This window comes from Lysinibacillus mangiferihumi, assembly GCF_003049665.1.
In the GTDB taxonomy this organism is placed as follows: domain Bacteria; phylum Bacillota; class Bacilli; order Bacillales_A; family Planococcaceae; genus Lysinibacillus; species Lysinibacillus mangiferihumi.
The window spans coordinates 66,468-90,551 of record NZ_PYWM01000020.1 but is presented as its reverse complement, the minus strand read 5'-3'; the positions used below and the strand labels follow the sequence as shown (position 1 = coordinate 90,551).

24 protein-coding genes are annotated in these 24,084 nt (G+C 37.6%); all 24 read left to right on the top strand.

Going from position 1 to position 24,084, the window contains the following annotated elements; genetic code table 11:
- The first annotated feature begins 41 nt into the window (after positions 1-41).
- The 24 genes from metG (at position 42) to C9J37_RS17830 (ending at position 23,991) form a co-directional block, all read left to right on the top strand.
- On the top strand, positions 42-2,018 hold the full coding sequence (gene metG / locus C9J37_RS17945; protein WP_107896449.1) for a methionine--tRNA ligase: 1,977 nt from the start codon (positions 42-44) through the stop codon (positions 2,016-2,018).
- Between the two features lie 253 nt (positions 2,019-2,271).
- Positions 2,272-3,042 (top strand): TatD family hydrolase, encoded by a 771-nt coding sequence (locus C9J37_RS17940; RefSeq protein WP_069510816.1) that lies wholly within the window; start codon positions 2,272-2,274, stop codon positions 3,040-3,042.
- 135 nt (positions 3,043-3,177) lie between these two features.
- The gene (locus tag C9J37_RS17935; RefSeq protein WP_107896448.1) at positions 3,178-4,389 is read left to right on the top strand and encodes a resuscitation-promoting factor; all 1,212 of its coding nucleotides are present in this window, start codon (positions 3,178-3,180) and stop codon (positions 4,387-4,389) included.
- Positions 4,390-4,557: 168 nt separating this feature from the next.
- A complete protein-coding gene (rnmV, locus tag C9J37_RS17930) occupies positions 4,558-5,124 on the top strand; it encodes a ribonuclease M5 (protein ID WP_107896447.1) in 567 nt (188 codons plus the stop codon).
- Entirely contained in the window at positions 5,117-5,998 is an 882-nt protein-coding gene (rsmA, locus tag C9J37_RS17925; RefSeq protein ID WP_025218327.1) for a 16S rRNA (adenine(1518)-N(6)/adenine(1519)-N(6))-dimethyltransferase RsmA, read from the top strand. The genes rnmV and rsmA overlap by 8 nt, the downstream gene beginning before the upstream one ends.
- Positions 5,999-6,154: 156 nt before the next feature.
- A complete protein-coding gene (gene veg, locus C9J37_RS17920) occupies positions 6,155-6,415 on the top strand; it encodes a biofilm formation stimulator Veg (RefSeq protein ID WP_024362586.1) in 261 nt (86 codons plus the stop codon).
- A gap of 114 nt (positions 6,416-6,529) precedes the next feature.
- Positions 6,530-6,709 carry a small, acid-soluble spore protein, alpha/beta type gene (locus tag C9J37_RS17915; RefSeq protein ID WP_004229193.1) on the top strand — a complete coding sequence of 60 codons (180 nt, stop codon included), beginning with the start codon at positions 6,530-6,532 and terminating at the stop codon, positions 6,707-6,709.
- 211 nt (positions 6,710-6,920) lie between these two features.
- Entirely contained in the window at positions 6,921-7,787 is an 867-nt protein-coding gene (gene ispE, locus C9J37_RS17910; RefSeq protein WP_107896446.1) for a 4-(cytidine 5'-diphospho)-2-C-methyl-D-erythritol kinase, read from the top strand.
- 56 nt (positions 7,788-7,843) lie between these two features.
- Positions 7,844-8,671, top strand: coding sequence for a pur operon repressor (gene purR, locus C9J37_RS17905; RefSeq protein ID WP_024362588.1), 828 nt, complete (start codon positions 7,844-7,846; stop codon positions 8,669-8,671).
- Between the two features lie 3 nt (positions 8,672-8,674).
- The gene (locus tag C9J37_RS17900; RefSeq protein ID WP_024362589.1) at positions 8,675-9,049 is read left to right on the top strand and encodes a RidA family protein; all 375 of its coding nucleotides are present in this window, start codon (positions 8,675-8,677) and stop codon (positions 9,047-9,049) included.
- A 342-nt stretch (positions 9,050-9,391) separates the two neighbouring features.
- Positions 9,392-9,694 (top strand): septation regulator SpoVG, encoded by a 303-nt coding sequence (gene spoVG, locus C9J37_RS17895; RefSeq protein ID WP_024362590.1) that lies wholly within the window; start codon positions 9,392-9,394, stop codon positions 9,692-9,694.
- 272 nt (positions 9,695-9,966) lie between these two features.
- Positions 9,967-11,337, top strand: coding sequence for a bifunctional UDP-N-acetylglucosamine diphosphorylase/glucosamine-1-phosphate N-acetyltransferase GlmU (gene glmU, locus C9J37_RS17890; protein WP_107896445.1), 1,371 nt, complete (start codon positions 9,967-9,969; stop codon positions 11,335-11,337).
- A 24-nt stretch (positions 11,338-11,361) separates the two neighbouring features.
- A complete protein-coding gene (locus tag C9J37_RS17885; protein WP_024362592.1) occupies positions 11,362-12,321 on the top strand; it encodes a ribose-phosphate diphosphokinase in 960 nt (319 codons plus the stop codon).
- A 480-nt stretch (positions 12,322-12,801) separates the two neighbouring features.
- A complete protein-coding gene (locus C9J37_RS17880) occupies positions 12,802-13,392 on the top strand; it encodes a 50S ribosomal protein L25/general stress protein Ctc (RefSeq protein WP_107896444.1) in 591 nt (196 codons plus the stop codon).
- A 210-nt stretch (positions 13,393-13,602) separates the two neighbouring features.
- Positions 13,603-14,166 (top strand): aminoacyl-tRNA hydrolase, encoded by a 564-nt coding sequence (gene pth / locus C9J37_RS17875; RefSeq protein ID WP_024362593.1) that lies wholly within the window; start codon positions 13,603-13,605, stop codon positions 14,164-14,166.
- 60 nt (positions 14,167-14,226) lie between these two features.
- A complete protein-coding gene (locus tag C9J37_RS17870) occupies positions 14,227-14,454 on the top strand; it encodes an anti-sigma-F factor Fin (protein ID WP_024362594.1) in 228 nt (75 codons plus the stop codon).
- A 277-nt stretch (positions 14,455-14,731) separates the two neighbouring features.
- Positions 14,732-18,244 (top strand): transcription-repair coupling factor, encoded by a 3,513-nt coding sequence (gene mfd / locus C9J37_RS17865; RefSeq protein WP_107896443.1) that lies wholly within the window; start codon positions 14,732-14,734, stop codon positions 18,242-18,244.
- A 187-nt stretch (positions 18,245-18,431) separates the two neighbouring features.
- Positions 18,432-18,968 carry a stage V sporulation protein T gene (spoVT, locus tag C9J37_RS17860; RefSeq protein WP_107896456.1) on the top strand — a complete coding sequence of 179 codons (537 nt, stop codon included), beginning with the start codon at positions 18,432-18,434 and terminating at the stop codon, positions 18,966-18,968.
- Between the two features lie 159 nt (positions 18,969-19,127).
- Positions 19,128-20,747 (top strand): putative polysaccharide biosynthesis protein, encoded by a 1,620-nt coding sequence (locus C9J37_RS17855; RefSeq protein WP_107896442.1) that lies wholly within the window; start codon positions 19,128-19,130, stop codon positions 20,745-20,747.
- Between the two features lie 9 nt (positions 20,748-20,756).
- Positions 20,757-22,220, top strand: coding sequence for a bifunctional methyltransferase/pyrophosphohydrolase YabN (yabN, locus tag C9J37_RS17850; RefSeq protein ID WP_107896441.1), 1,464 nt, complete (start codon positions 20,757-20,759; stop codon positions 22,218-22,220).
- Between the two features lie 4 nt (positions 22,221-22,224).
- A complete protein-coding gene (locus tag C9J37_RS17845) occupies positions 22,225-22,515 on the top strand; it encodes an RNA-binding S4 domain-containing protein (protein WP_107896440.1) in 291 nt (96 codons plus the stop codon).
- A 267-nt stretch (positions 22,516-22,782) separates the two neighbouring features.
- Positions 22,783-23,082, top strand: a complete 300-nt coding sequence (yabP, locus tag C9J37_RS17840; protein ID WP_004229167.1) for a sporulation protein YabP — start codon at positions 22,783-22,785, stop codon at positions 23,080-23,082.
- Positions 23,079-23,570, top strand: a complete 492-nt coding sequence (yabQ, locus tag C9J37_RS17835) for a spore cortex biosynthesis protein YabQ (RefSeq protein ID WP_107896439.1) — start codon at positions 23,079-23,081, stop codon at positions 23,568-23,570. The genes yabP and yabQ overlap by 4 nt, the downstream gene beginning before the upstream one ends.
- Before the next feature lie 16 nt (positions 23,571-23,586).
- Complete coding sequence (locus tag C9J37_RS17830; RefSeq protein WP_024362601.1) at positions 23,587-23,991, top strand: FtsB family cell division protein; 405 nt, start codon at positions 23,587-23,589, stop codon at positions 23,989-23,991.
- Positions 23,992-24,084 lie beyond the last annotated feature (93 nt).

Genomic DNA, 24,084 nt, shown 5'->3' with positions numbered 1-24,084 from the left:
TAGAATAGATATTATACTGTGAAACATTGGAGGCAGTTCTCGTGAGCGAACAAAACAAAACATTCTATATAACAACCCCGATTTACTATCCAAGTGGAAAATTTCATATTGGTACTGCGTATACGACAGTAGCGTCTGATACGATTGCACGTTACAAACGTTTACGTGGCTATGATGTACGTTTCTTAACTGGGATGGACGAGCACGGACAAAAGATTCAAGAAAAAGCTGCAGAAGCTGGCAAACATCCTCAAGAATATGTAAATGAGATTGCCGAGGCAGCGAAAAAACTTTGGGCATTAATGGATATTTCGTATGATGATTTCATTCAAACAACGGAAGAGCGTCATAAAAAAACTGTCGAAAAGATTTTCCAAAAGTTTTTAGACAACGGCGATATCTATAAAGGTGAGTATGAAGGGTGGTACTGTACTCCTTGTGAGTCATTCTTTACTGAAACGCAATTAGAAGATGGAAAGTGTCCAGACTGTGGTCGCGCAGTACACAAAGTAAAAGAAGAATCTTACTTCTTTAATATGAAGAAATACGCAGATCGCTTACTCGCTTATTATGAAGAAAATCTAGAATTCATCGAACCGGAATCTCGTAAAAACGAAATGATTAATAACTTTATTAAACCAGGGCTTGAAGATTTATCAGTTTCACGAACTTCATTTGATTGGGGCATTAAAGTACCGGGAGATCCAAAACACGTAATTTATGTTTGGGTAGATGCGTTAACAAATTATATTACCTCTTTAGGTTACTTATCAGAAGATGAAACGTTATTTAATAAATATTGGCCAGCCGATGTACATGTTGTAGGTAAAGATATCGTACGTTTCCATACAATCTATTGGCCGATATTCTTAATGGCTCTTGATTTACCATTACCTAAAAAAGTGTTCGCGCATGGATTTATTATGATGAAAGACGGAAAAATGTCGAAATCAAAAGGAAATGTTATCTATCCTGAAATGTTAATCGAACGTTATGGATTAGATGCAACACGTTACTTCCTATTAAGAGAGTTACCGTTTGGCTCTGATGGCGTATTTTCACCAGAATCATTTGTGGAGCGAACAAATTTCGATTTAGCCAATGATTTAGGTAATTTATTAAACCGTACAATTTCTATGATTAATAAGTATTTTGATGGCAATATTCCTACAGAAAATCTTCAATCGACAGAATTTGATGAGGCATTAAAAGTGCATGCAGAAACTGTACGTATTAAATATGAAGAAAGTATGGAAAAAATGCAATTTAGTGTCGTATTAGCTGACCTCTGGACACTAGTATCTCGTACAAATAAATACATTGATGAAACACAGCCTTGGGTACTTGCAAAAGAAGAAGCAGATAATCCAAAATTAGGGGCTGTTATGCGAAATTTGGCAGAGAGTTTACATCATATTGCCGTTATGTTACAACCATTTATGACATCTACACCGAAACGCATATTGCAACAATTAGGATTAGACGACAAATTTTTATCATGGGAAACAATTGAAACATTCGGTAATACTATTCCAGCAAACATTAAAGTGGTAGAAAAAGGTACACCAATTTTCCCACGTTTAGATAGTGAAATTGAAATTACTTACATTCGTGAAGAAATGCGCGGCTCTGTAAAAACTTCTCAAGAAGAAGAACCAAGCACAGAATCAAAAGTTGTAGAAATTCCAGAAATTCCTGAAATTTCTATTGATGATTTTATGAAAGTAGACTTACGTGTGGCAACGGTTACAGCATGTGAACCGATTCCGAAAGCGGATAAATTATTAAAGCTTCAAGTTGACCTTGGATATGAGCAACGCCAAGTAGTTTCGGGAATTGCTAAGTATTATACTGCGGAAGAGCTAGTCGGACAAAAAGTGATTGTTGTTGCAAATTTGAAACCTGTAAAATTACGTGGTGAATTATCACAAGGGATGATTTTAGCGGGTGAAAAAGATGGAATTTTAAAGCTAGCCTCTGTTGATCCAAATCTTGAAAATGGTGCAAAAGTAAAATAAAAAATGCAGTATGGCCTGTTGAGTAGAAAATATTCATCAGGCCATTCTAAATTTGGACTATTATTTGGCTGAAAGTTATTTTACTATAACTTATGCAACGCGTAAATTGGCGAATTTTAGGTACATGGTAATAGTTTTGCCGAATATATATAAGTGTATTGTCACAATACTAATTTGTTTGTAACAAAATTGTAATGCAGATGAAAAATATGAAATAATAATCTTTAATAAAATCAAGGTTAGGGGAATGACAATGTTTATCGATACACATGTACATTTGAATGCAGAGCAATATCAAGAAGACTTACAAGAAGTCATAGATCGAGCTCTTGAAGCAAAGGTTGAAACCATGGTAGTTGTAGGTTTTGATCGTAAAACGATTGAAAAAACAATGGAATTAGTAGAACAATACGATTTTATTTATGGTGTGATTGGTTGGCATCCAGTAGATGCTATTGATTGCACTGAAGAAGATTTAAAATGGATTGAGGAATTGGCGGCACATCCTAAAGTCGTTGGAATTGGTGAAACAGGTTTAGATTATTACTGGGATAAATCACCAAAGGATGTTCAGCAAGCTCTTTTTCGCAAGCAAATTCATTTAGCGCAAAAAGTAAATTTACCAATCATCATTCATAATCGAGATGCGACAGCAGATGTTGTGGATATTTTACGTGAAGAGAATGCTGCTTCTGTTGGAGGCGTTATGCATTGCTATAGCGGAAGTGTAGAAACAGCACGTCAATGCATCGCAATGAATTTTATGATTAGTCTTGGCGGACCGGTGACTTTTAAAAATGCTCGCATGCCGAAAGAAGTAGCAACAGAGATACCTTTAGAGCACTTGATGATCGAAACAGACGCGCCATATCTAGCTCCACATCCTTATCGTGGTAAACGTAATGAACCAGCATTGGTGCCATTAGTTGCAGAAGAAATTGCACGTTTAAAAGAAATACCAATTGAGGAAGTTGCCAATGTAACGACTGCCAATGCAAAAAAATTTTTTAGGATTGACGTTTAACTAGCTAAAGTGCCTCCAATACTGTGTTTGCGGTTGGCTAAAATAGCATGGTCAAATTTTTTTGAAATACATTCGGGTTGACAGTGCTAAATCTAGTCCGTATAATCCAACTTTGTATTAAGGAGGCGTTTTTTCATGTCAAATAATTCCATGAAAAACTTGTTCTTAGGATCATTGAGGAGTAAGCAAACAGTGATAAGAATTGTTTCACTTGTCCTGTTTGTGTCAGTAATTTCATTCGTACTTTATCAAGGTACTAAAAAATCCGTAACGCTTAACGCTAACGGAGAAGCAATTGAAGTATCAACACATGCTAAAACTGTAGAAGAACTATTACAAAATCAAAATATAGACGTAGCAGCGCATGACAAAATATCACCCTCTCTGAATGCCAAAATTGTTAATGGTTTAGCAATTACTTGGGAACAGGCAAAAGAAGTAACAATTTCAGTTGATGGAAATCAGTCAAAAGTTTGGACAACTGAAAAACTAGTGAAAGACATTTTGAAGGAAGCAAATATCGAAGTATCAGAACATGATTCATTAGCGCAAGGTTTGGATACAGAAGTAGGAGCAGATAACAAAATCGATATTCAAAAAGCGTTTCAGGTAACGCTTGTCGATGGTTTAGAAAACAGACAAGTTTGGTCCACTTCGACTACGGTCGCTAACTTTTTAAAACAACAAGGAATTCAACTTAATGAATTCGATCGTGTCGAGAATAACCTGGAGGACGTTATCACTCCAGAGAGTAAAATCGCAGTAGTTCGCGTAGAAAAGGTTATCGATGTAGTGGAAGACTCTATTGATTTCGCAATTGAAAAGAAGCAAGATGCTACTTTGCTTAAAGGAAAAGAAAAAGTTGTCACGACGGGCGAGAAGGGTACAGTTTCTCGAACGTATGAAGTCGTGAAAGAAAACGGCAAAATTGTGGCAAAAAATTTACAATCTGAAAACGTCATAAAAGAGCCAAAGAAACAAGTGGTTGCTGTTGGTGCAAAAAAATTAGTAGCTAGCGCAACAACTGTGTCTCGTGGTTCAGCGGAGCCTGCTAGTGGGAAAGAATTTTATGTAACGGCAACAGCTTATACACCGTATTGTAAAGGCTGTTCAGGTACATCAGCTACTGGCATTAACTTGCGTTCAGGTTCTGGCTTAAAGGTAATCGCAGTAGATCCATCCGTTATTAAACTTGGCTCAAAGGTATGGGTTGAAGGTTATGGAACAGCTGTTGCTGGGGATACTGGTGGTTCAATTAAGGGTAATAAGATCGATATACTTGTACAAACAGATGCTCAAGCCCGCAACTGGGGACGTAAGAAAGTGCGTATTAAAGTATTAAATTAAAAAAATTGTAAAATATAACAAAATGTTTTTCACTAAGCATTGGCTTTCCTGTATTGACTGGCGGGAAAGCTTTTTTCACGTATAGAACCGACTAGCTTTGTATTTCTGTACAATCACACAGGGCAGTTGTAAAATGGTCTGAAGATAAGGTAGAAAAGAGGAGCCTTTTTGCAAATTCAAGAAGTCATTGTCGTTGAAGGAAAAGATGATACAACAGCCATTAAGCGAGCTGTTCAAGCAGATACTATTGAAACAAATGGATCTGCAATTTCAGAGGAGACGCTTAAACGAATTCAGCACGCACAGGATAAACGAGGAGTTATTGTGTTTACAGATCCTGATTATCCAGGACGGCGAATTCGAGCTATTATTGAGCAACATGTCTCAGGGGTAAAACATGCCTTTTTACCAAAATCGAAAACAATTGCAAAAAACGGTAAAGGTTTAGGCATTGAGCATGCGGCAGATGAGGATATTCGCGAAGCGTTAAGTCTTGTCTATACGCCAAATAGCAATGAGCCCATTACCGATGATATTACGCTAGAAGATTTAATGACCGCTCGTTTAATCGGTCATCCATTGGCGAAAAGACGCCGTGATCGTCTAGGCGAAATATTGAATATTGGTGCAACAAATGGTAAACAACTTCATAAAAGATTGAAAATGTTTCAAATAACAGAACAGCAATTTGGTGCTGCTGTCGCACAGGTAGATCAGGAGGATAATAATGCATAAGGATATTGCAACACCCATTCGAACACAAGAAATTTTAAAAAAATATGGATTTTCATTTAAAAAGAGCTTAGGTCAAAATTTTTTAATTGATCCGAACATTTTAAGAAACATTGTTAGTCATGCGAATTTGACAGAAAACAGTGGTGCAATTGAAGTAGGTCCGGGTATTGGCGCATTAACGGAGCATTTGGCACGCAGCGCAAAAAAGGTCGTATCGTTTGAAATCGATCAGCGTTTATTACCAGTACTAGCCGATACATTAAGTCCATATAATAATGTGTCTATTGTGCATTCCGATATTTTAAAAGCAGACGTTGCTAAAGTAATTGAGGAAGAAATGCCAGGTATTGAGGATATTATGGTTGTTGCTAATTTACCCTATTATGTTACGACGCCTATTTTAATGAAGTTGTTAAATGATCGTCTACCAATCCGTGGTTTTGTGGTGATGATGCAGAAAGAAGTAGCGGATCGTATTACAGCGAAACCAGGAACAAAAGAATATGGTTCATTATCGATTGCCATTCAGTATTACGTGAAAGCTGAAATTGCGATGACCGTACCGAAAACTGTTTTTATGCCACAACCAAATGTAGATTCAGCAGTTATTCGTCTTATTAAGCATGATGCGCCACCGGTTAATGTGATTGATGAGGATTTTCTTTTTGTTGTCACAAGAGCGTCATTTGTACAGCGTCGTAAAACCATCTTAAATAATTTACAATCTGGTTTACCAAATGGTAAGGCCAATAAAGATAAAATCATCGAGGCTTTAGAATCTGTAAATATTGAGCCAACTCGTCGAGGTGAAACACTTTCCATTCAAGAGTTTGGGAAGCTTGCAGATGCTCTTTATCCAACCTTTGCAAAGTAAAAAATTTTGTTACATTTTCATGTGATATGAAAAAAAAACGTATTTTTTCAAAAAAAATAAGTTGACAACATTTATGAAGGGCTGATAAAATATTATATTTTGTTGACATTTTTGGGCGTATCACTTATACTAGGTATTAGTGAGGTGTAAGCGAAAATGCCAAAAACTTTAGCGGACATTAAAAAGTCGTTGGATTGTCATTTGGGTAAACGTTTGCAGTTAAAAGCAAACGGTGGTCGCAAGAAAACGATCGAGTGTGCAGGAATATTGCGTGAAACATATCGTGCAATTTTTGTAGTTGAGCTTGATCAAGAAGACAATACGTGCAAGCGCGTATCGTATAGCTACACAGATATTTTAACTGAGGCAGTAGAGATTACATTTTTGGACGAAGCAAAGGCTGCTGTCGCGAAATAGTTTCTAGTACTTATTTCTATATTTTGGAGCACTCATGTATGTCAAAAACTACATGAGTGCTTTTCGTTTTATCGGACATACTAATGTCGTCAGTTGTTACAAGGAGGAGTTTATATGCCTAGAAAAGGTATCATGTCACCTCGTTTAAAAGAAGAGATCGCCAAAGAACTTGGATTTTATGATGTTGTGCAAAAAGAAGGTTGGGGCGGCATTAAAGCTCGAGATGCTGGTAATATGGTGAAACGTGCCATTGAGATGGCAGAAAGAGCAAGCAGTGAACAAGAGCGTAAGTAGTCTACTTTGCCTAAAATAGGTTACTTACATTTATTTACTTCATTTAGCTAGGTTTTCCTATGCTGAACACAACAAAACAACTGACGAGAGAGAACCGTTATAAAACGGTTCTTTTTTCAGTTTGCTTTCTCATTATGGTAAAATAAAATGAATTATCTTGCGCGAAAAATGAATGGCTGTTTCTGCGTGTAGTTATGAGGGAGGAAGTAAGATGCTTTATGTAAAGGCGCCTGCAAAAATTAATTTAACATTAGATGTTCTTTATAAACGACCAGATAATTATCACGAAGTGGAGATGGTCATGACGACTGTCGATTTGGCAGATCGTATTAGCTTAGAATCTCGAGAAGATGGAGTTATCGAAATTATTTCAACGGATAATTTCGTACCAAATGATCACCGCAACTTTGCTTATCAAGCAGCGCGTCTTATAAAAGATACATACGGCATTAGACAAGGTGTATCCATTACAATTGAAAAAGAAATACCGATTGCTGCAGGTCTTGCAGGAGGCAGTAGTGATGCAGCGGCGACACTAAAAGGCTTAAATGAACTTTGGAATTTAAACTTGTCCATAGATGAGCTAGCAGAGCTTGGTGCTAAAATCGGCTCTGATGTATCTTTTTGTGTATACGGAGGTACAGCGCTAGCAACTGGACGTGGAGAAAAAATTCAAGAATTACCTGCTCCGCCAAGCTGTTGGGTTGTATTAGCCAAGCCTAAAATAGGTGTATCAACAGCGGAAGTATATGGCGGATTGAATGTTGAAGGACTTGAGCATCCAAAGACAAAGCAAATGATTCAAGCGATTGAGACGGATAATTATGAACTATTATGTGCATCTTTAGGAAATGTTTTGGAAACTGTAACATTTAAGTTGCATCCAGAAGTTATTATGTTAAAAGAGCAGATGAGACGTTTTGGAGCAGATGCGACATTAATGAGCGGAAGCGGTCCCACGGTCTTTGGCCTTGTGGATAGTGAGGCTCGTGTAAGTCGAATTTACAATGGCTTACGAGGCTTTTGTGAAGAAGTATATGCTGTGCGCATTTTAGGGGAGCGAAATACGCTTGCTTAAAAACGCATATTTGTGTTAATTTTACCTATAAATATTCGTGTTTAGGAGAGGGTCGCATGAAATGGAAGCGTAGTGAACGACTAGTTGATATGACGTACTATTTACTAGAACATCCACATCAGCTGATCCCGCTAACTTATTTTTCAGAATTATATCAATCAGCAAAGTCTTCAATTAGCGAAGATTTAACGATTGTAAAAGAAACTTTCGAAGAAAAAGGAATCGGGTTATTGACAACAGTGCCAGGGGCTGCAGGTGGTGTGAAGTATATTCCTAAAATGTCCGAAGAGGAAGTTCGTTTAGTTATTCAGGATTTAAAAGCAGAACTTGAACATTCTGATCGTTTGTTACCTGGTGGCTATTTATTTATGACGGATTTACTGGGCAATCCAGATTTAATTAATCGAGTTGGTAAGGTCTTTGCATCTGCTTTTGCTGACCAACAAATTGATGTCATTATGACAGTGGCAACAAAGGGGATATCTATTGCCCATGCCATAGCAAGGCATTTAAATGTACCGGTAGTAGTTGTACGTAGAGACAGCAAAGTAACAGAAGGTTCTACAGTCAGCATAAACTACGTATCTGGTTCTTCTCGTAGAATTCAGACAATGGTATTATCAAAAAGAAGCATGAAGAGTGGACAGCGCGTACTGATTACCGATGATTTTATGAAGGTCGGAGGTACGATGAACGGTATGAAAAATCTACTAGAAGAGTTTGACTGTCAACTAGCAGGTATCGCGGTTCTTGTTGAAGCAGAGCATGCCGATGAAACTTTAGTAGATGATTACTATTCACTTGTAAAGCTTCATGAGGTAAATGAAAAAGATCGTACGATTGCATTAAGTGAAGGAAATTATTTTACAAAAAGGGAGAAATGACAAATGAATGTAGTATCTACAACAAATGCACCAGCAGCAATTGGACCATATGCACAAGGCATAATTGTGAATGGGATGTTTTATAGTTCAGGTCAAATTCCGCTTACTGCAACAGGGGAATTAGTAGAGGGTGATATCGCCGCTCAAACACACCAAGTATTTGCTAATCTAAAGGCAGTGTTAGAGGCTGCTGGTTCATCATTAGACAATGTAGTAAAAACTACTGTCTTTATGAAGGATATGAATGACTTTGTGGCAATGAACGAAGTCTACGCTAGTCACTTTGGCGAACATAAGCCAGCTCGTTCGGCAGTGGAAGTAGCTCGTTTACCAAAAGATGTGAAAGTCGAAATAGAAGTAATAGCTGTTGTAAAATAACATAAGCACCCTTTAGAAGAACAATAACTCTTTTAAAGGGTTTTTTACTAATACTCACAATTTCTTACGAGTGCCATTTTAAGTACTTATCTTAGAAATCTAAAAATTGTTTACTTAGAAAATATAACTGGATTACAGAAAAACATAAAAGATTCGTTAGTTTTCCAAAAATTTGACAAACTATTGTCAAATTTACGATGAACTAGAGAAAATATTATAGTGAATTAAAAATGAAGTATTCAAATTTTTTAGAAAATTTGTTAGACTATGAAAAGGAAAATATTCGGTAATAGGAATATAAATATTTTCATTTAGGCATCTAAGAAGAGAGGTGGTGAGAAAATGGAAGTCACTGATGTGAGATTACGTCATGTTCAAACGGATGGTCGCATGCGTGCGATTGCTTCCATTACACTCGACAATGAGTTTGTGGTACATGATATCCGTGTAATTGATGGCAATACAGGCTTATTCGTTGCTATGCCAAGTAAACGTACACCGGATGGAGAATTTAGAGATATTGCGCATCCGATTAATTCAACGACACGTAACAAAATTCAAGAGATTATTTTAAACGCTTATCATAACTCAAGCGACACGCCTGAGTCAGAACAAGCAGCCGAATTAGAAGGAATTGGCGTATAGTTTTATGAAAATAAATGTTCGCTCAAAGGTTATTTACAAAATAAGGACTTTTTGGCGATGAAAAATAGAAAGAACTCCTCAATGAATGAAGGGTTCTTTTTATTTTTCAAAAAAGAGAAAACGGGCAGATTTTAGTGCATAGCTGATAACAATCGAGCATAAGCCGTGTTTGATTTAGGAATTCACTTTTTAGTCAATTCTACATGCCTTGAAAATAGATGAATTTTGCTATATAGTCATAAGAGAAAATGAGCGTATTGGAGGACTTACTGATGAGCAATATTTTTGCTGTCATTTTGGCTGCAGGTCAAGGTACACGTATGAAGTCCAAATTATATAAAGTGCTCCATCCAGTATGTGGGAAGCCCATGGTACAACATGTAGTGGATCACATTCAAACGTTAGATGTCGAGCGCATCGTAACGGTTGTAGGACATGGTGCAGAAAAAGTAAAACAACAACTTGGCGATAAAAGTGAGTATGTTTTACAAGCTGAACAACTAGGTACAGCACATGCAGTACAACAAGCAGAGTCAATTTTAGGTAGCGAGCAAGGAACAACATTAGTTGTTTGCGGTGATACGCCACTTATTCGTCCTGAAACGATGAAAGCGTTATTTGAGCATCATCTAGCAAATAATGCAAAAGCGACAATTTTAACAGCTGTTGCTGAAAATCCAACTGGCTATGGTCGTATTTTACGTGGCGATAATGGACAGGTGGAACAAATTGTTGAACAAAAAGATGCAAGTGTAGAGCAGCAACGAGTAAAAGAAATTAATACGGGGACATACTGCTTCGATAACAAGGCGTTGTTTGAGACGTTAAAGCTTGTGAAAAATGACAATGCACAGGGCGAGTATTATTTACCTGATGTAATTGAAATTTTACAAAAGCAAGGCGATATCGTTGGAGCATATGTAACCGATGATTTTGAAGAAACACTCGGTGTCAATGACCGTGTGGCATTGTCACAGGCGGAAACGTTAATGCGTGCACGTATTAATGAACGTCATATGCGTAATGGTGTAACAATCATTAACCCAACTGCTACTTACATTAGTTCAGACGCAGTCATTGGACGTGATACTGTTCTACATCCTGGCTCTATGATTGAAGGAGCAACGGTAATAGGAGAAGATTGTATTATTGGCCCAAATTCACAAATTATTGATAGTCGTATCGGTGACCGTACTTCAGTACATTCCTCTGTTGTAAGAGAAAGCACTGTAGCGGAAGATACAACGATTGGACCATTTGCACATATTCGTCCACTATCTGATATCGGTAGCCATGTTAAAATCGGTAACTTTGTAGAAGTGAAGAAAAGTACACTAGGTCATGACACAAAAGTATCCCATTTAAGCTATATTGGAGATGCTGAAATAGGAAATAACGTCAATGTTGGCTGTGGTTCTATTACAGTGAACTATGATGGGAAAAACAAATTCCAAACAATTATTGAAGATGATGTATTTGTAGGATGTAATACTAACTTAGTAGCGCCAGTGAAAGTTGGAAAAGGTTCATTTATTGCAGCAGGATCTACAATTACAAAAGAAGTTCCTGAAGATGCGCTAGCAATTGCTCGTGCAAGACAAGAAAACAAACCGAATTATGTAAGCAAATTAAATTCAAAATAATTATCAACTAAACAGGAGGCCATCATGCCGTATCAATATGCAAACTCACAATTAAAAATATTTTCACTCAATTCTAATAATCCACTTGCCCAAGAAATTGCGCAAGAAATGGGAGTTGAATTAGGGAAATCTTCTGTTAAGCACTTTAGCGATGGAGAGATTCAAATTAGCATTGAAGAAAGTATTCGTGGTTGTGACGTGTTTATCGTGCAGTCAACTTCTGCACCTGTAAACGAACATTTAATGGAGCTTTTAATTATGGTAGATGCTGTAAAACGCGCATCTGCACGTACAGTTAACGTTGTAATGCCTTACTATGGTTATGCTCGTCAAGACCGTAAAGCAAAAGCGCGTGAGCCAATTACAGCTAAATTAGTGGCAAACTTACTTGAAACGGCTGGTGCAACACGTGTTATCGTTTTAGATTTACATGCACCACAAATCCAAGGTTTCTTTGATATTTTAATCGATCACTTAATGGCGGTACCTTTACTATCTGATTATTTCAAATCAAAAGGTATTCCTGCTGAGGAAATCGTAATTGTTTCACCTGACCATGGTGGAGTAACACGTGCACGTAAAATGGCAGAACGTTTAAAAGCACCAATTGCAATTATTGACAAACGCCGTCCAAAACCAAATGTTGCAGAAGTGATGAACATCGTTGGTAATGTTGATGGTAAAGTGGCAATCTTGATTGATGATATTATCGATACTGCAGGTACAATTACGATTGGCGCTGATGCATTACGTGCTGCGGGTGCAAAAGAAGTGTATGCATGTTGCTCACATCCAGTACTTTCTGGTCCAGCTATCGAGCGTATTGAAAACTCTGCAATTAAAGAATTAGTAGTAACAAATACAATTCAACTTTCTGAAGAGAAAAAATCACCAAAAATTACAGAGCTTTCAGTAGCTAAATTAATGGCAGATGCAATTTCTCGCGTTTACGAAAACAAATCAGTAAGTACTTTATTCGATTAATTAAGTTCAGTTCATAATGTTTTTCGGGACAGATGCATTTTCATAAAGCAAAAGGCGGCGAACTCCATCGAAGGAAAGTGAGCGCCTTAGCTTAGCAAAAAATATATATTGTATTTATTTTAAAGCTTTTAAAATGGTTATCTGTAAAGCTGGAAATACAAATTATGGGATTTAATTTAGTTTTATGTAAAAGAATTAGCATAATATGTGACAAAAAAAGGACAAATCTACATTTATGAGTAGATTTGTCCTTTTTGCGTAGCAGTTACGTGTGAAGATTCTCATTAAGGGGTATAATAGTAATTGTTACTGCTTAATATTTGCATTCATATATAAAAAGAATGTAAATATTATAAAAAAATTCAGCGTTGTCAAAGACTCTTAACAGAACAAATAAATATTTATATTAAAATTCTGTAAATAGGTTGCGACTACGGTGAAATAAATTATTAATTTTTCTTGGAAGGGGAAGGTATAGATATGAGTACCGTGTTAAGTGTAAATAAGCGCGAAACTGGGCATCGTTCGACATTAACCCAACTTAGAAAAGGGGGAGCCATTCCTGCTGTTATTTATGGCTACAAACTAGATTCAACCCCAATTTCTATTTCAGCGAAAGAATTTAGACAATTCGTTCAAAAAAATGGGCGTAATGGTGTTATTCCGGTGGAGTTAGATGGTGAACGGGTAAATGTCGTTGTATCAGAAGTACAAAAATGTACACTGAAAGATGAAGTGAATCATGTTGATTTTTTAGCAATTAATATGACTGAAGAATTAGAAGTAGATGTAGCAGTAACACTTACTGGAGAATCCGTTGGTGTAAGTGAAGGTGGCATTTTAATGCAGCCAAACTTAGAAGTAAAAATTAAAGTAAAACCTACTGATATTCCGGAAACATTAGAAATTGATATTACGAAACTAGCAATTGGAGAATCTATCATGGTAGCGGATATTCGCAATCAAGTAGATTTTGACATTGTGAACGAAGATGATCATATCTTAGCAACAATTATGGCGCCAACCGTATCGGCAGAAGATGAAGAGGTCGAAGAAAGCGTTGAGGCATAAGGTTAAATAGACGTTAGTAGGGAAGGCTATCGAGGAAGTCGTAAAAGACGGACTTGATAGTCTTTTTTTATTGAAAAAGCGACAGTGAGATTAAAGGCTAATGGATTTTTAGCATACGGATAATTGTTCAGAACTGATATGAACGAAATGCTTTCTTAGAGCGCAGTATGGTAAAATAATGACTATTAGATTGAAAGAAGTGAGGTACTTATGAAAATTATCGTTGGTTTAGGAAATCCAGGTAAACCTTATGAGCATACAAGACATAATATTGGCTTTGATGTCATAGATGCATTAGCGAAAAAGTGGGATGCACCATTAACGAATTCGAAATTTAATGGCATGTATGCTACTGTACATCGTCCTGAAGGAAAGGTTCTACTTGTTAAGCCTTTAACATATATGAATTTATCAGGTGAATGTGTTAGACCTCTTATGGACTATTTTGATATTGATGTGAAGGATCTAATCGTTATTTATGATGATTTAGATTTAGAAACAGGCAAATTGCGTTTGCGTCAAAAAGGCAGTGCGGGCGGGCATAATGGTATTAAATCGTTAATTCAGCATTTAGGAACACAGGAATTTAACCGAATTCGTATTGGTGTGAGTCGCCCACCAGCAGGCATGAAGGTAGCGGATTATGTGCTATCTAAGTTTTCTAAAGAAGAGAATATTATTATGGCTGATGCTATTGATAATAGTGTTCATGCAATAGAAGCGTCTCTTTCAAAACCATTTCTTGATGTGATGAACCAATTTAACGGTGCATAATCTTTTTCCTAAATGTCTATACTTTAAGTAGTAAGTTGCTTAAAGGAGGATGATTTGGAGATGGCAATTCGCTACCGGTGTAGGCATTGTGAAGTAGAAATAGGAACACTACCATTTGATGCAGATGATACAATTCGAAAGTTGCATATTTTTGAGTTAGGTGAGGCAGACGATTATGTTGAAAAGAATCAACATGGTGAAACAACCGTCCACTGCATTTGTGAGCAATGTGAGGATTCGCTTAGACAATATCCAGATTATCACGCACTCAATAAATGGATTCAATAATTGGAAGGATGCTTTGGCGCACAATGTGTGCGTCCAAAGCTTTTTCCGTTTTTATTTTTTGAAGCACATGGTTACACTGCTTTTAATAATATGAAAAAAATCGATACAGATGAATGATTAGAGAGTCATCTTTTTAAACTAAAAGTGAACTGACTAGGACAATTACACAAAGGTGAACATGATAATTAGACAATGGGAATGTGTAATATTGTACTAGATTAATAGTATAAAACACATTGAATAATTAGAATTTTCGCGCTGAAAGGAGCTTTTGACTGTGGAAGTTTTACGACAGCTTGTGTCGCAGGACAAACATATCACATCATTTTTACAGGAGATTCAGAGCGGCAATACAGCATCACAGCTTATTACAGGTTTAACAGGAAGCGCACGACCAGTTATGGTTGATGCGTTATTTGAACATGTGCAAAAACCCATCTATATTGTGTCACCCAATTTATTGCAGGCGCAAAAGATGGCGGATGAGCTTGTTGGGTTATTAGGAGAGGAACATGTTCACTATTACCCAGCGGATGAATTTATTGCTGCTGACTTAGCAGTTGCCTCGCCAGAGCTTCGAGCAGAGCGTATCGCGACGCTTGATTGCCTAGCGAGAGGTGAAAAAGCTGTTTATATTATCCCGATTGCTGGTTTAAGAAAAATGATGCCGCCAAAAGAGCAGTGGATTCATTATTTTTTACAGACAGCAGTCGGACAAGAAGTACAAATTGAGGAATGGTTACAGACGCTCGTAGCTATGGGCTATGTTCGTAATTCAATGGTAACGACACCTGGGGAGTTTGCGTTGCGTGGAGGGATTTTGGATATTTATCCTCCCTATTTAGAGGCGCCGATTCGAATTGAGTTATTTGATACAGAAGTGGACTCCATTCGTACATTTTCTGCGGATGACCAGCGTTCGATTGATAAATTGCGAGAAGTGCGTATTTTACCTGCATCAGAAGTAATTTTGACAATGGAAGAGCGAATTGCTTTAGCAGGTCGATTAGAAAGTGCGCTAGCGACAAGCTTGAAAAAAGTTAAGAAGCAGGAGACAAAAGAGCTGCTGTATCAACATATTCAGTATGATATTGAATTGTTGCAACAAGGGAACTTACCTGACTTTGTAAATAAATATGGCTCGTTGCTATATGATAAAACAGCTTATTTAGGCGACTATTTTGCACAAAATGGCATTGTATTATTTGATGAGCTAGGTCGTATTCAAGAAGTAATGGATGCATGGGAACGTGAAGAGGAAGAATGGTTTTTATCGTTAATTGAAGAGGGGAAAATGGTACATGATGTGAAACCAGCCTTTTCTTTAAAGGAAATACTGGCGATGCTGTCGCAGCAGAAGCTTTATTTCTCGCTATTTTCTCGTACGTTTGCGGGTATTACCTTTTCTAAAACGACTAATTTTTCATGTAAACCGATGCAACAATTCCATGGACAAATGGCATTATTACAAAGTGAAGTTGAACGATGGCAGCTTGGTAAATTTACCGTTCTAATCGTTGCCAGAGATAAAAACCGTGTGAAACGTGTACAGGAAATGCTTGAGGAATATGATATTCATGCAACAATTGGAGAGCCTAATGAACCAGGTCTGTACATTGTAGAAGGCGGATTATCGAGTGGTTTTGAACTACCATTGCAACGTTTGGCAATTGTGACAGAGGATGAATTATTTAAACAACAAGCAAAGAAAAAATCACGCCCTCAAAAGATGACAAATGCAGAGCGTATTAAAAGCTATACAGAAATTAAAGCTGGCGACTTTGTCGTGCATGTGCATCATGGGATTGGGAAATACATTGGTGTAGAAACGCTAGTAGTTAATGGCACACATAAGGATTACTTGCATATACGCTATCGTGCAGACGATAAATTATATGTACCTGTGGAGCAAATCGATTTAATTCAAAAATATGTGGCATCTGAAGACCGCGAACCGAAGCTACATAAATTAGGTGGAGCAGAGTGGAAAAAAGCGAAAGCAAAGGTTTCCTCTGCCGTACAAGATATTGCAGATGATTTAATAAAGCTATACGCCAAGCGGGAAGCCGAAAAAGGGCATGCTTTCGCACCGGATAATGACGATCAACGTAATTTTGAGGCATCGTTCCCTTATGAAGAAACTGAGGATCAGCTTCGTTCCATAGTGGAAGTGAAACGTGATATGGAACGTGAACGCCCGATGGACCGCCTTGTATGTGGTGACGTAGGTTATGGTAAAACCGAAGTAGCCATTCGTGCAGCTTTTAAAGCCATTCAGGACGGTAAACAAGTTGCCTTTTTAGTACCTACGACGATTTTAGCGCAACAACACTACGAGACAATCCGTGATAGATTTCAGGATTTTGCTATCAATGTCGGCTTATTATCTCGTTTCCGTACGAAAAAAGAGCAAGTAGCGACTTTAAAAGGATTGAAAGAAGGGCAAGTAGATATTGTAATAGGGACTCATAGAATCTTATCTAAAGATTTAACGTTCCAAGATCTTGGCCTATTAATTGTAGATGAAGAACAGCGTTTTGGTGTTACTCATAAGGAAAAAATAAAACAATTAAAAACGAATGTGGACGTTTTAACATTAACCGCAACGCCTATTCCGAGAACGTTGCATATGTCTATGGTAGGTGTTCGTGATTTATCGGTTATTGAGACACCTCCTGCCAATCGATTCCCAGTACAAACCTATGTTATGGAGCATAGTGGGGCACTTGTGCGCGAAGCCATTGAGCGAGAAATGGCGCGTGGTGGTCAAGTATTTTACTTATACAATCGAGTAGAGGATATGGCACGTAAAGTTGAGGAGATTCAAATGCTTGTCCCAGAAGCGCGTATCGGCTATGCTCATGGCAAAATGACGGAATCGCAATTGGAATCTGTGATTTTAGCCTTTATTGAAGGGGATTATGATGTTTTAGTAACGACTACAATTATCGAAACAGGTGTTGATATTCCAAATGTAAACACACTGATTGTCCATGATGCAGATCGCATGGGATTAGCACAGCTCTACCAATTACGTGGCCGTGTAGGTCGCTCAAATCGAGTGGCATACGCTTACTTTATGTATCAACGTGACAAAGTACTTACAGATGTAGCTGAGCAACGATTACAAGCGATAAAAGAGTTCACAGAGCTCGGATCTGGATTTAAAATTGCTATGCGTGATTTATCCATTCGAGGGGCTGGCAATTTATTGGGGGCGCAACAACATGGCTTTATTGATTCAGTTGGTTTTGACTTGTACTCCCAAATGCTAGAAGAGGCCATTGCAGAGCGACAAACTGGCGTGAAAAAAGAAGAGAAACCAGAGATAGAGATCTTACTCAACGTTGATGCTTACATTCCTGATGCGTATATACCAGACGGCTATCAAAAAATTCAGATGTATAAGCGCATTAAAGCGATGGACCAAGTGGATGAATACGAAGAAATTATGGAAGAATTACAAGACCGTTTTGGTGATTTACCAATTGAAACAGAACGATTGCTGCGTATTGCACGCATGAAGATTTGGGGATTAGAAATGGGCGTTTCTTCTATTAAGGAAAAGCAAAAGGTCATCTCCATTTTGCTATCTGAGGAAGGTTCAGCCAAGGTGGATGGAAGTAAAATTGTAAGCGAGACGATGAAATTTGAGCGAGCTGTTGGCTTCGGTATGGATAGTATGCAATTGATATTGACAATTGATGAGCGTAAATGCATAAAATACCATCATTTTGATATATTAGAAGAAATAATGCAGATTATTGCAAATTCCAAAAAAAATATGTGAAAAAAGGCTGAACTTGTTGACAAATTGGCAAGTTCAGCCTTATTGTATGAAAAGACAAATTTTTATTAAAAAAAATAATGTTGGATTCATAATCCTTTTCGTTCATTTTTTGCATAGATTGTCTCAAGAAAAACCATACTATTGTTGAAGAAAAATTTTAATGAATACGAAAGCGAGGCAGTTTAGCATGAAAGCAACAGGAATTGTTCGTCGTATAGATGATTTAGGACGTGTGGTAATACCAAAGGAAATTCGTAGAACGCTACGTATTCGTGAAGGTGACCCGTTAGAAATTTATACGGACCGTGAAGGTGAAATCATTTTGAAAAAATATTCTCCAATTAATGATTTAGGAGAATTCGCCCGTGAATATGTGGAAACATTATATGAAACACTAGGCACGCCGGCATTTGTAACAGACCGAGACGAAGTAATCGCTGTTGCAGGGATTGGTAAGAAGGAATACATTAATCGTCGTATTACATCCTTCGCAGAAGGTTTTATGGACGAGCGTTCAACAAAAATTGAGAAGATGGAAACAACAATTGAAATTGTTCCTGGACAATATGAGCAAGTTAAATCCTATTGTGCAACACCAATTATGGTGAACGGGGATCCTATTGGTTGTATCATTGTTTTATCTAAAGTACATTTTGTTGGCGAAGTAGAAGTAAAAGTTGTGGAAACAGCTGCTAACTTCTTAGCAAAACAAATGAATAATTAATGAACATCGAAAGTTATTGTCATAACTCTTTTTAGGGTGAACAATAACTTTTTTTGTATACATAAAGCTTTGCGATAGCAAAGCTTGTTCAGGTGAGCGTCAAACTTTTGAGGTATGCTATACTATTGGCATTGTTAAACGAAGGAAAGAGGACAATGTATGTCGGAACGATTTGGTATGAAAAGTTACATGAAGGGTGCAGCATTATTAACAATTGCGGCACTCATTGTGAAGATTTTAAGCGCAATTTATCGTGTGCCTTTTCAAAACCTTGTAGGTGACGAAGGATTTTATATTTACCAACAAGTGTATCCTGTAATATCCATATTTGTAGTATGGACATCGAGTGGTTTTGCTGTAGCAATTTCCAAAATGCTGGCCGATAATGATTGTGTGGTCGATGTGGAAGAACGTACACAGAGAAGACGAAGCATTATGCGGATTATATTTCGTTATTTAACGATACTCTCCTTGGTATTTTTTGTTGCATTATTTGCTGGTGCGGACGTCATTGCGAAAATGATGGGAGATGCAAATCTTGCTCCTTTATTACGGACGGGGTCGTTTATTGTATTGGTTATGCCGGCACTTGCTATTTTTAAGGGAGGCTTTCAATCCAGAGGGATTATGGAGCCAATTGCTTATGCACAAGTTTTGGAGCAAACGGTAAGGGTTTCTGTTATTTTGACCGGTACATTTATCATAATGGCGACGTCAAAATCTCTCTACGGTGCTGGCCAAATGGCGATTATCGGGACTGTTATTGGAGAAGGCGTAGGCTTATTATTAATTGCGTATCTCTTTAGAAAACGCTTTGGTTCATTTATAGGAAAACAGCAACAACGCTTAGCCAGTTTTCCGGTGTTAAAAGAAGTGACACTACTAAGTTTAAGTGTAAGTATGAGTAGTTTATTACTGCTTGGTTATCAACTAGTCGATTCTTTTACTATCTATTCGCTATTAATAGATAGCGGGATGGACCACACGATAGCGAAGGAAACGAAAGGGATTTACGATCGTGGACAACCATTAGTGCAACTTGGTGTTGTCATTGCTGCCTCATTATCTCTAGCAATCGTTCCGCTCGTTGCCCATATGTCAAATAAGCAGAATGGACGTAGTGCGTTGCCATTTATACAGTTGACATATAGAGCTTCTATATTATTTGGCTGGGCTGCTTCACTAGGGTTAATATTAGTAATGCCTTATATAAATACAATGCTGTTTAAAACAGATGCATTATCGGAAGTACTGATGCTATATGTACTCCAAATTGTACCGTTGTCTATTATTTTGACATTTACAGCGATTTTGCAAGGTTTTGGGAAATTAAAAAAGCCAGCCCTGTTTTTATTGACAGGTTTTTCGTTGAAAGTGCTGCTAAATGTGTTCACAATTAGGACATTAGGTGTTTTAGGTGCTGCTATTGCAAATAATGTGGGCCTTTTGTTCACAGCGTTAGCGCTTGTTTTTTACTTAAAAAAATTAACGGGTATGCAATTAGCACCTGCTAGTTTTTACAAAAAGATTAGCATTGCATCATTATGTATGGCAATAGCAGTCATACTTTGGCTTCAAATTACCCCATCTTTATTAGATGGTTTATTATCTCAACGTTTAGTGGCAGTGGTTGCTGGTTTTAGTGCGGTTTGTATTGGTGCATTTGTTATGGTTACGTGCATTGCCAAGCTACGAGTACTGGCTGAAAAAGAATGGTATCTACTGCCTTTCGGTCGAAGAATGGCAGTGTATCAACTATGGTTAAATCGAAAGAAGTAGGTGGAATGAATGAATAATACTTTAACAATAATTGGTCTTGGCGCTGGTGATTTCAATCAGTTGCAAATGGGCGTTTATAAAAAATTAATGGCAGCCGAAAAGTTATTTGTTCGGACGGTGGATCATCCAGTATTAGATGAGTTAGCTAACGAAGGCTTACAATTTGAAAGCTTTGATGCAATATATGAAAAGCATCATACGTTCCAGCCAGTGTATGAAGAAATTGCACAACGATTAATTGAAGCGACTAAAATTGGAGATGTTATGTATGCTGTGCCAGGCCATCCGCTAGTGGCAGAGCAAACAGTGCAATTACTGATTCAAGCTGCGGATGAAGGTAAAGTGAAGGTAGTGATTGAAGGCGGACAAAGCTTCTTAGATCCTATTTTTGGTGCGTTAAAAATCGATCCGATTGAGGGCTTTCAATTACTTGATGGCACTAGCTTTTCCATGCATGACATTAATATGCGTCAGCACATTTTAATTGCGCAGGTATATGATACATTTAGTGCATCTGAAGTAAAGCTTACTTTAATGGAAAAATATGATGATGAATATCCGGTAACCGTTGTTACAGCAGCGGGTTCCTCACAAGAAAAGCTTGTAACAGTGCCACTGTATGAGCTAGATCAAAGCGTTGAAGTAAATAATTTAACAACGGTTTATGTACCTCCAGTCACATCACAGGAAGAGGCTTTACGTGATTGGACAACATTCCGCCAAATAATTGCTACTTTACGTGGGCCAAATGGCTGCCCATGGGATCGAAAACAAACACATGAATCACTTAAAAAATATTTATTGGAAGAAGCACATGAATATTTGGCCGCTGTAGATGCAGAAGATGATTTTGCGATGATTGAAGAACTTGGAGATGTGTTACTACAAGTATTTTTACATGCACAAATTGGAGAAGATCAAGGCTACTTCACACTTGAGGACGTGTTGGCTTCCGTTAGTGAAAAAATGATTCGTCGACATCCTCATGTATTTGGAGATGTATCAGTAGAGGATGCAGAAGGTGTTGTCGCTAATTGGGAAGCGATTAAGGCAGAAGAAAAGGGTATTAGTGACAAGCCACTGCTGGAAGAAGAATACCGCCCGTCATCCGCGTTGCAAACGGCATACAATTATCAAAAAAAGGCTGCAAAAGTTGGCTTTGATTGGCCAGATGTAGAAGGTGCTTGGGATAAGTTTGCGGAAGAGTGGCAGGAATTTCGTCAGGAAGTGGCGAAAGGGTCTAATGGAACACGACTCGATGAATTTGGCGATGTTTTGTTTACACTTGTAAACTTAGCGCGCTTTTATAAGCTATCACCTGAAGAAGCAATGTTGCATGCAAATGAGAAATTTGCACGACGTTTTGGCTATGTTGAAGCGAAGGTAAAGGCGAGCGGTCAGCCATTTTCAAATTATACACTAGAACAATTAGATGCTTTTTGGGATGAAGCCAAGCAGCTTGAGAAGGAGTAAAAACATGCGATTAGATAAATTTTTAAAAGTTTCACGATTAATCAAACGACGTACGTTAGCAAAAGAAGTCGCTGACCAAGGTCGTATTACTATTAATGGTAAAGTAGCGAAGGCTAGTAGCAGTGTGAAGGTTGGCGATGAATTAGCGATTCGCTTCGGTCAAAAAATTGTCACAGCACGTGTGGAAGAATTGCGTGATACAGTGAAAAAAGAAGATGCAGCAAAGATGTTTACAATTTTAAAAGAAGAGCGTCTTGAAAAGGTTGAGCCTGAATTTATTGATGATGAGGACTAATAAAAATTACTTTAGTAGAAACCTGCCGCTAATGTAGGCGGGCAAAACGCTAGCTAAAAAGACGAGAAGGTGCTAGTGATAATATATAGATGTGCAGGATTGCCAACAATCTGAATGGCAGTTTTGCCAAAGTGTCATGGATAGCAGAGTAGGTAACGTTGTAAATTTTTCTTCTTAAAAGTAAGGCAACTTCCATAAAGTTTGTCATGCTTTGAAGGTTGTCCGCATAAAGTGAACAGAAGCTAGGACGACTAAAGGAGGAAAAAAATGACGCTACATCAAGAAAGTAATCGTTACACAATTCCATCTGGAGAGCATATTTTAACGATTCGTAATCGTAAAAGAATGGACATGACTTCTGTAAAATCAATTGAACGCTTTGATCAGGAAGAGTTTTTTATCAAGACGTCCCAAGGGCATTTATTGATTCGTGGAGAGGAACTGCATATCGTTCACTTAGATGTTGACAAAGGGTTATTGACACTTGAAGGAACTGTAAAAACCTTGCAGTATGACGAGGAGGAAAGTGGCTTCTCGAAAGGTTTCCTTCATAAATTGTTTGGATGATTGTTAGTCAGCAATTCGTTCAGCTATTAGTCATGGTTGTGAGCGGTATAGCAGTTGGATTTATTATTGATAGTGTAAGGCTCATAGTTTTTTCAACTCCAAAAAAGTCAAGCCTTCGAAAGTGGATGATGGTGTTAGAGCTACTGACATGGATTCTGCTTGGAGGGTTAACGTATTATTTATTATTTTGGCTAAAAGATGGCGCGTGGCGGGCTTACGACCCGCTAGCGCAGATTGCTGGTATATTTTTATATCAGACTTTTTTTCAAACCTTTTTACGTTTCATGGCACGCATTGTAGTGAATATAACGTGGAGACCTTTTTGGTTTATTGTCCGATTAATAATCGCTATTATTCGACAAATATTACAGATATTCATTAAAATTGCTGCGTTCGTCTTAAGGCCTTTTGTCAAAATTTATTCGTATTTGTCCTACACTTTATTAAAAAAAATTCGATATATCAAGTATAATAAAAGACAACAATAACTTCGGAGGTGCGGGCATGACTAGACGTCATTCATCAAAAGATGAACAGAAAAACTACACCAAGCTTGATAATGACTATGTCCGTAACACGGATAAAGCTATAAATCGTAAAGTGCAATCGCGTAAACGAAAAATGCGTCGTATTGTCTTTTTTGCGATTGCGCCAGTCGTTATCATCGCCTTTCTCTTAAATATACTTGCCCATCAGTCTGAAACGCTAGCTACAAAGGAAAAGAAAAAAGAAGAAGCCAATCAGCATTTGATGAAGGTAAAAGAGGAACAGGATTCACTCAATCTTAAAATTAAACAATTAGAAGATGATGAGTATATTGCAAAGTTATTGCGTAAAGAGTACTTCTTATCTGAGGAAGGCGAAATTATTTTCATTATGCCAGATAAGGAAGATAAAAAAGACGACTGAAAAGCTATGTATTGTTGACACTCTTTTTTAGTTATATATAATGAAAAGAGAAACTTATTGAAGTAAAAAGTTTGATTAAATTGATTACATGGC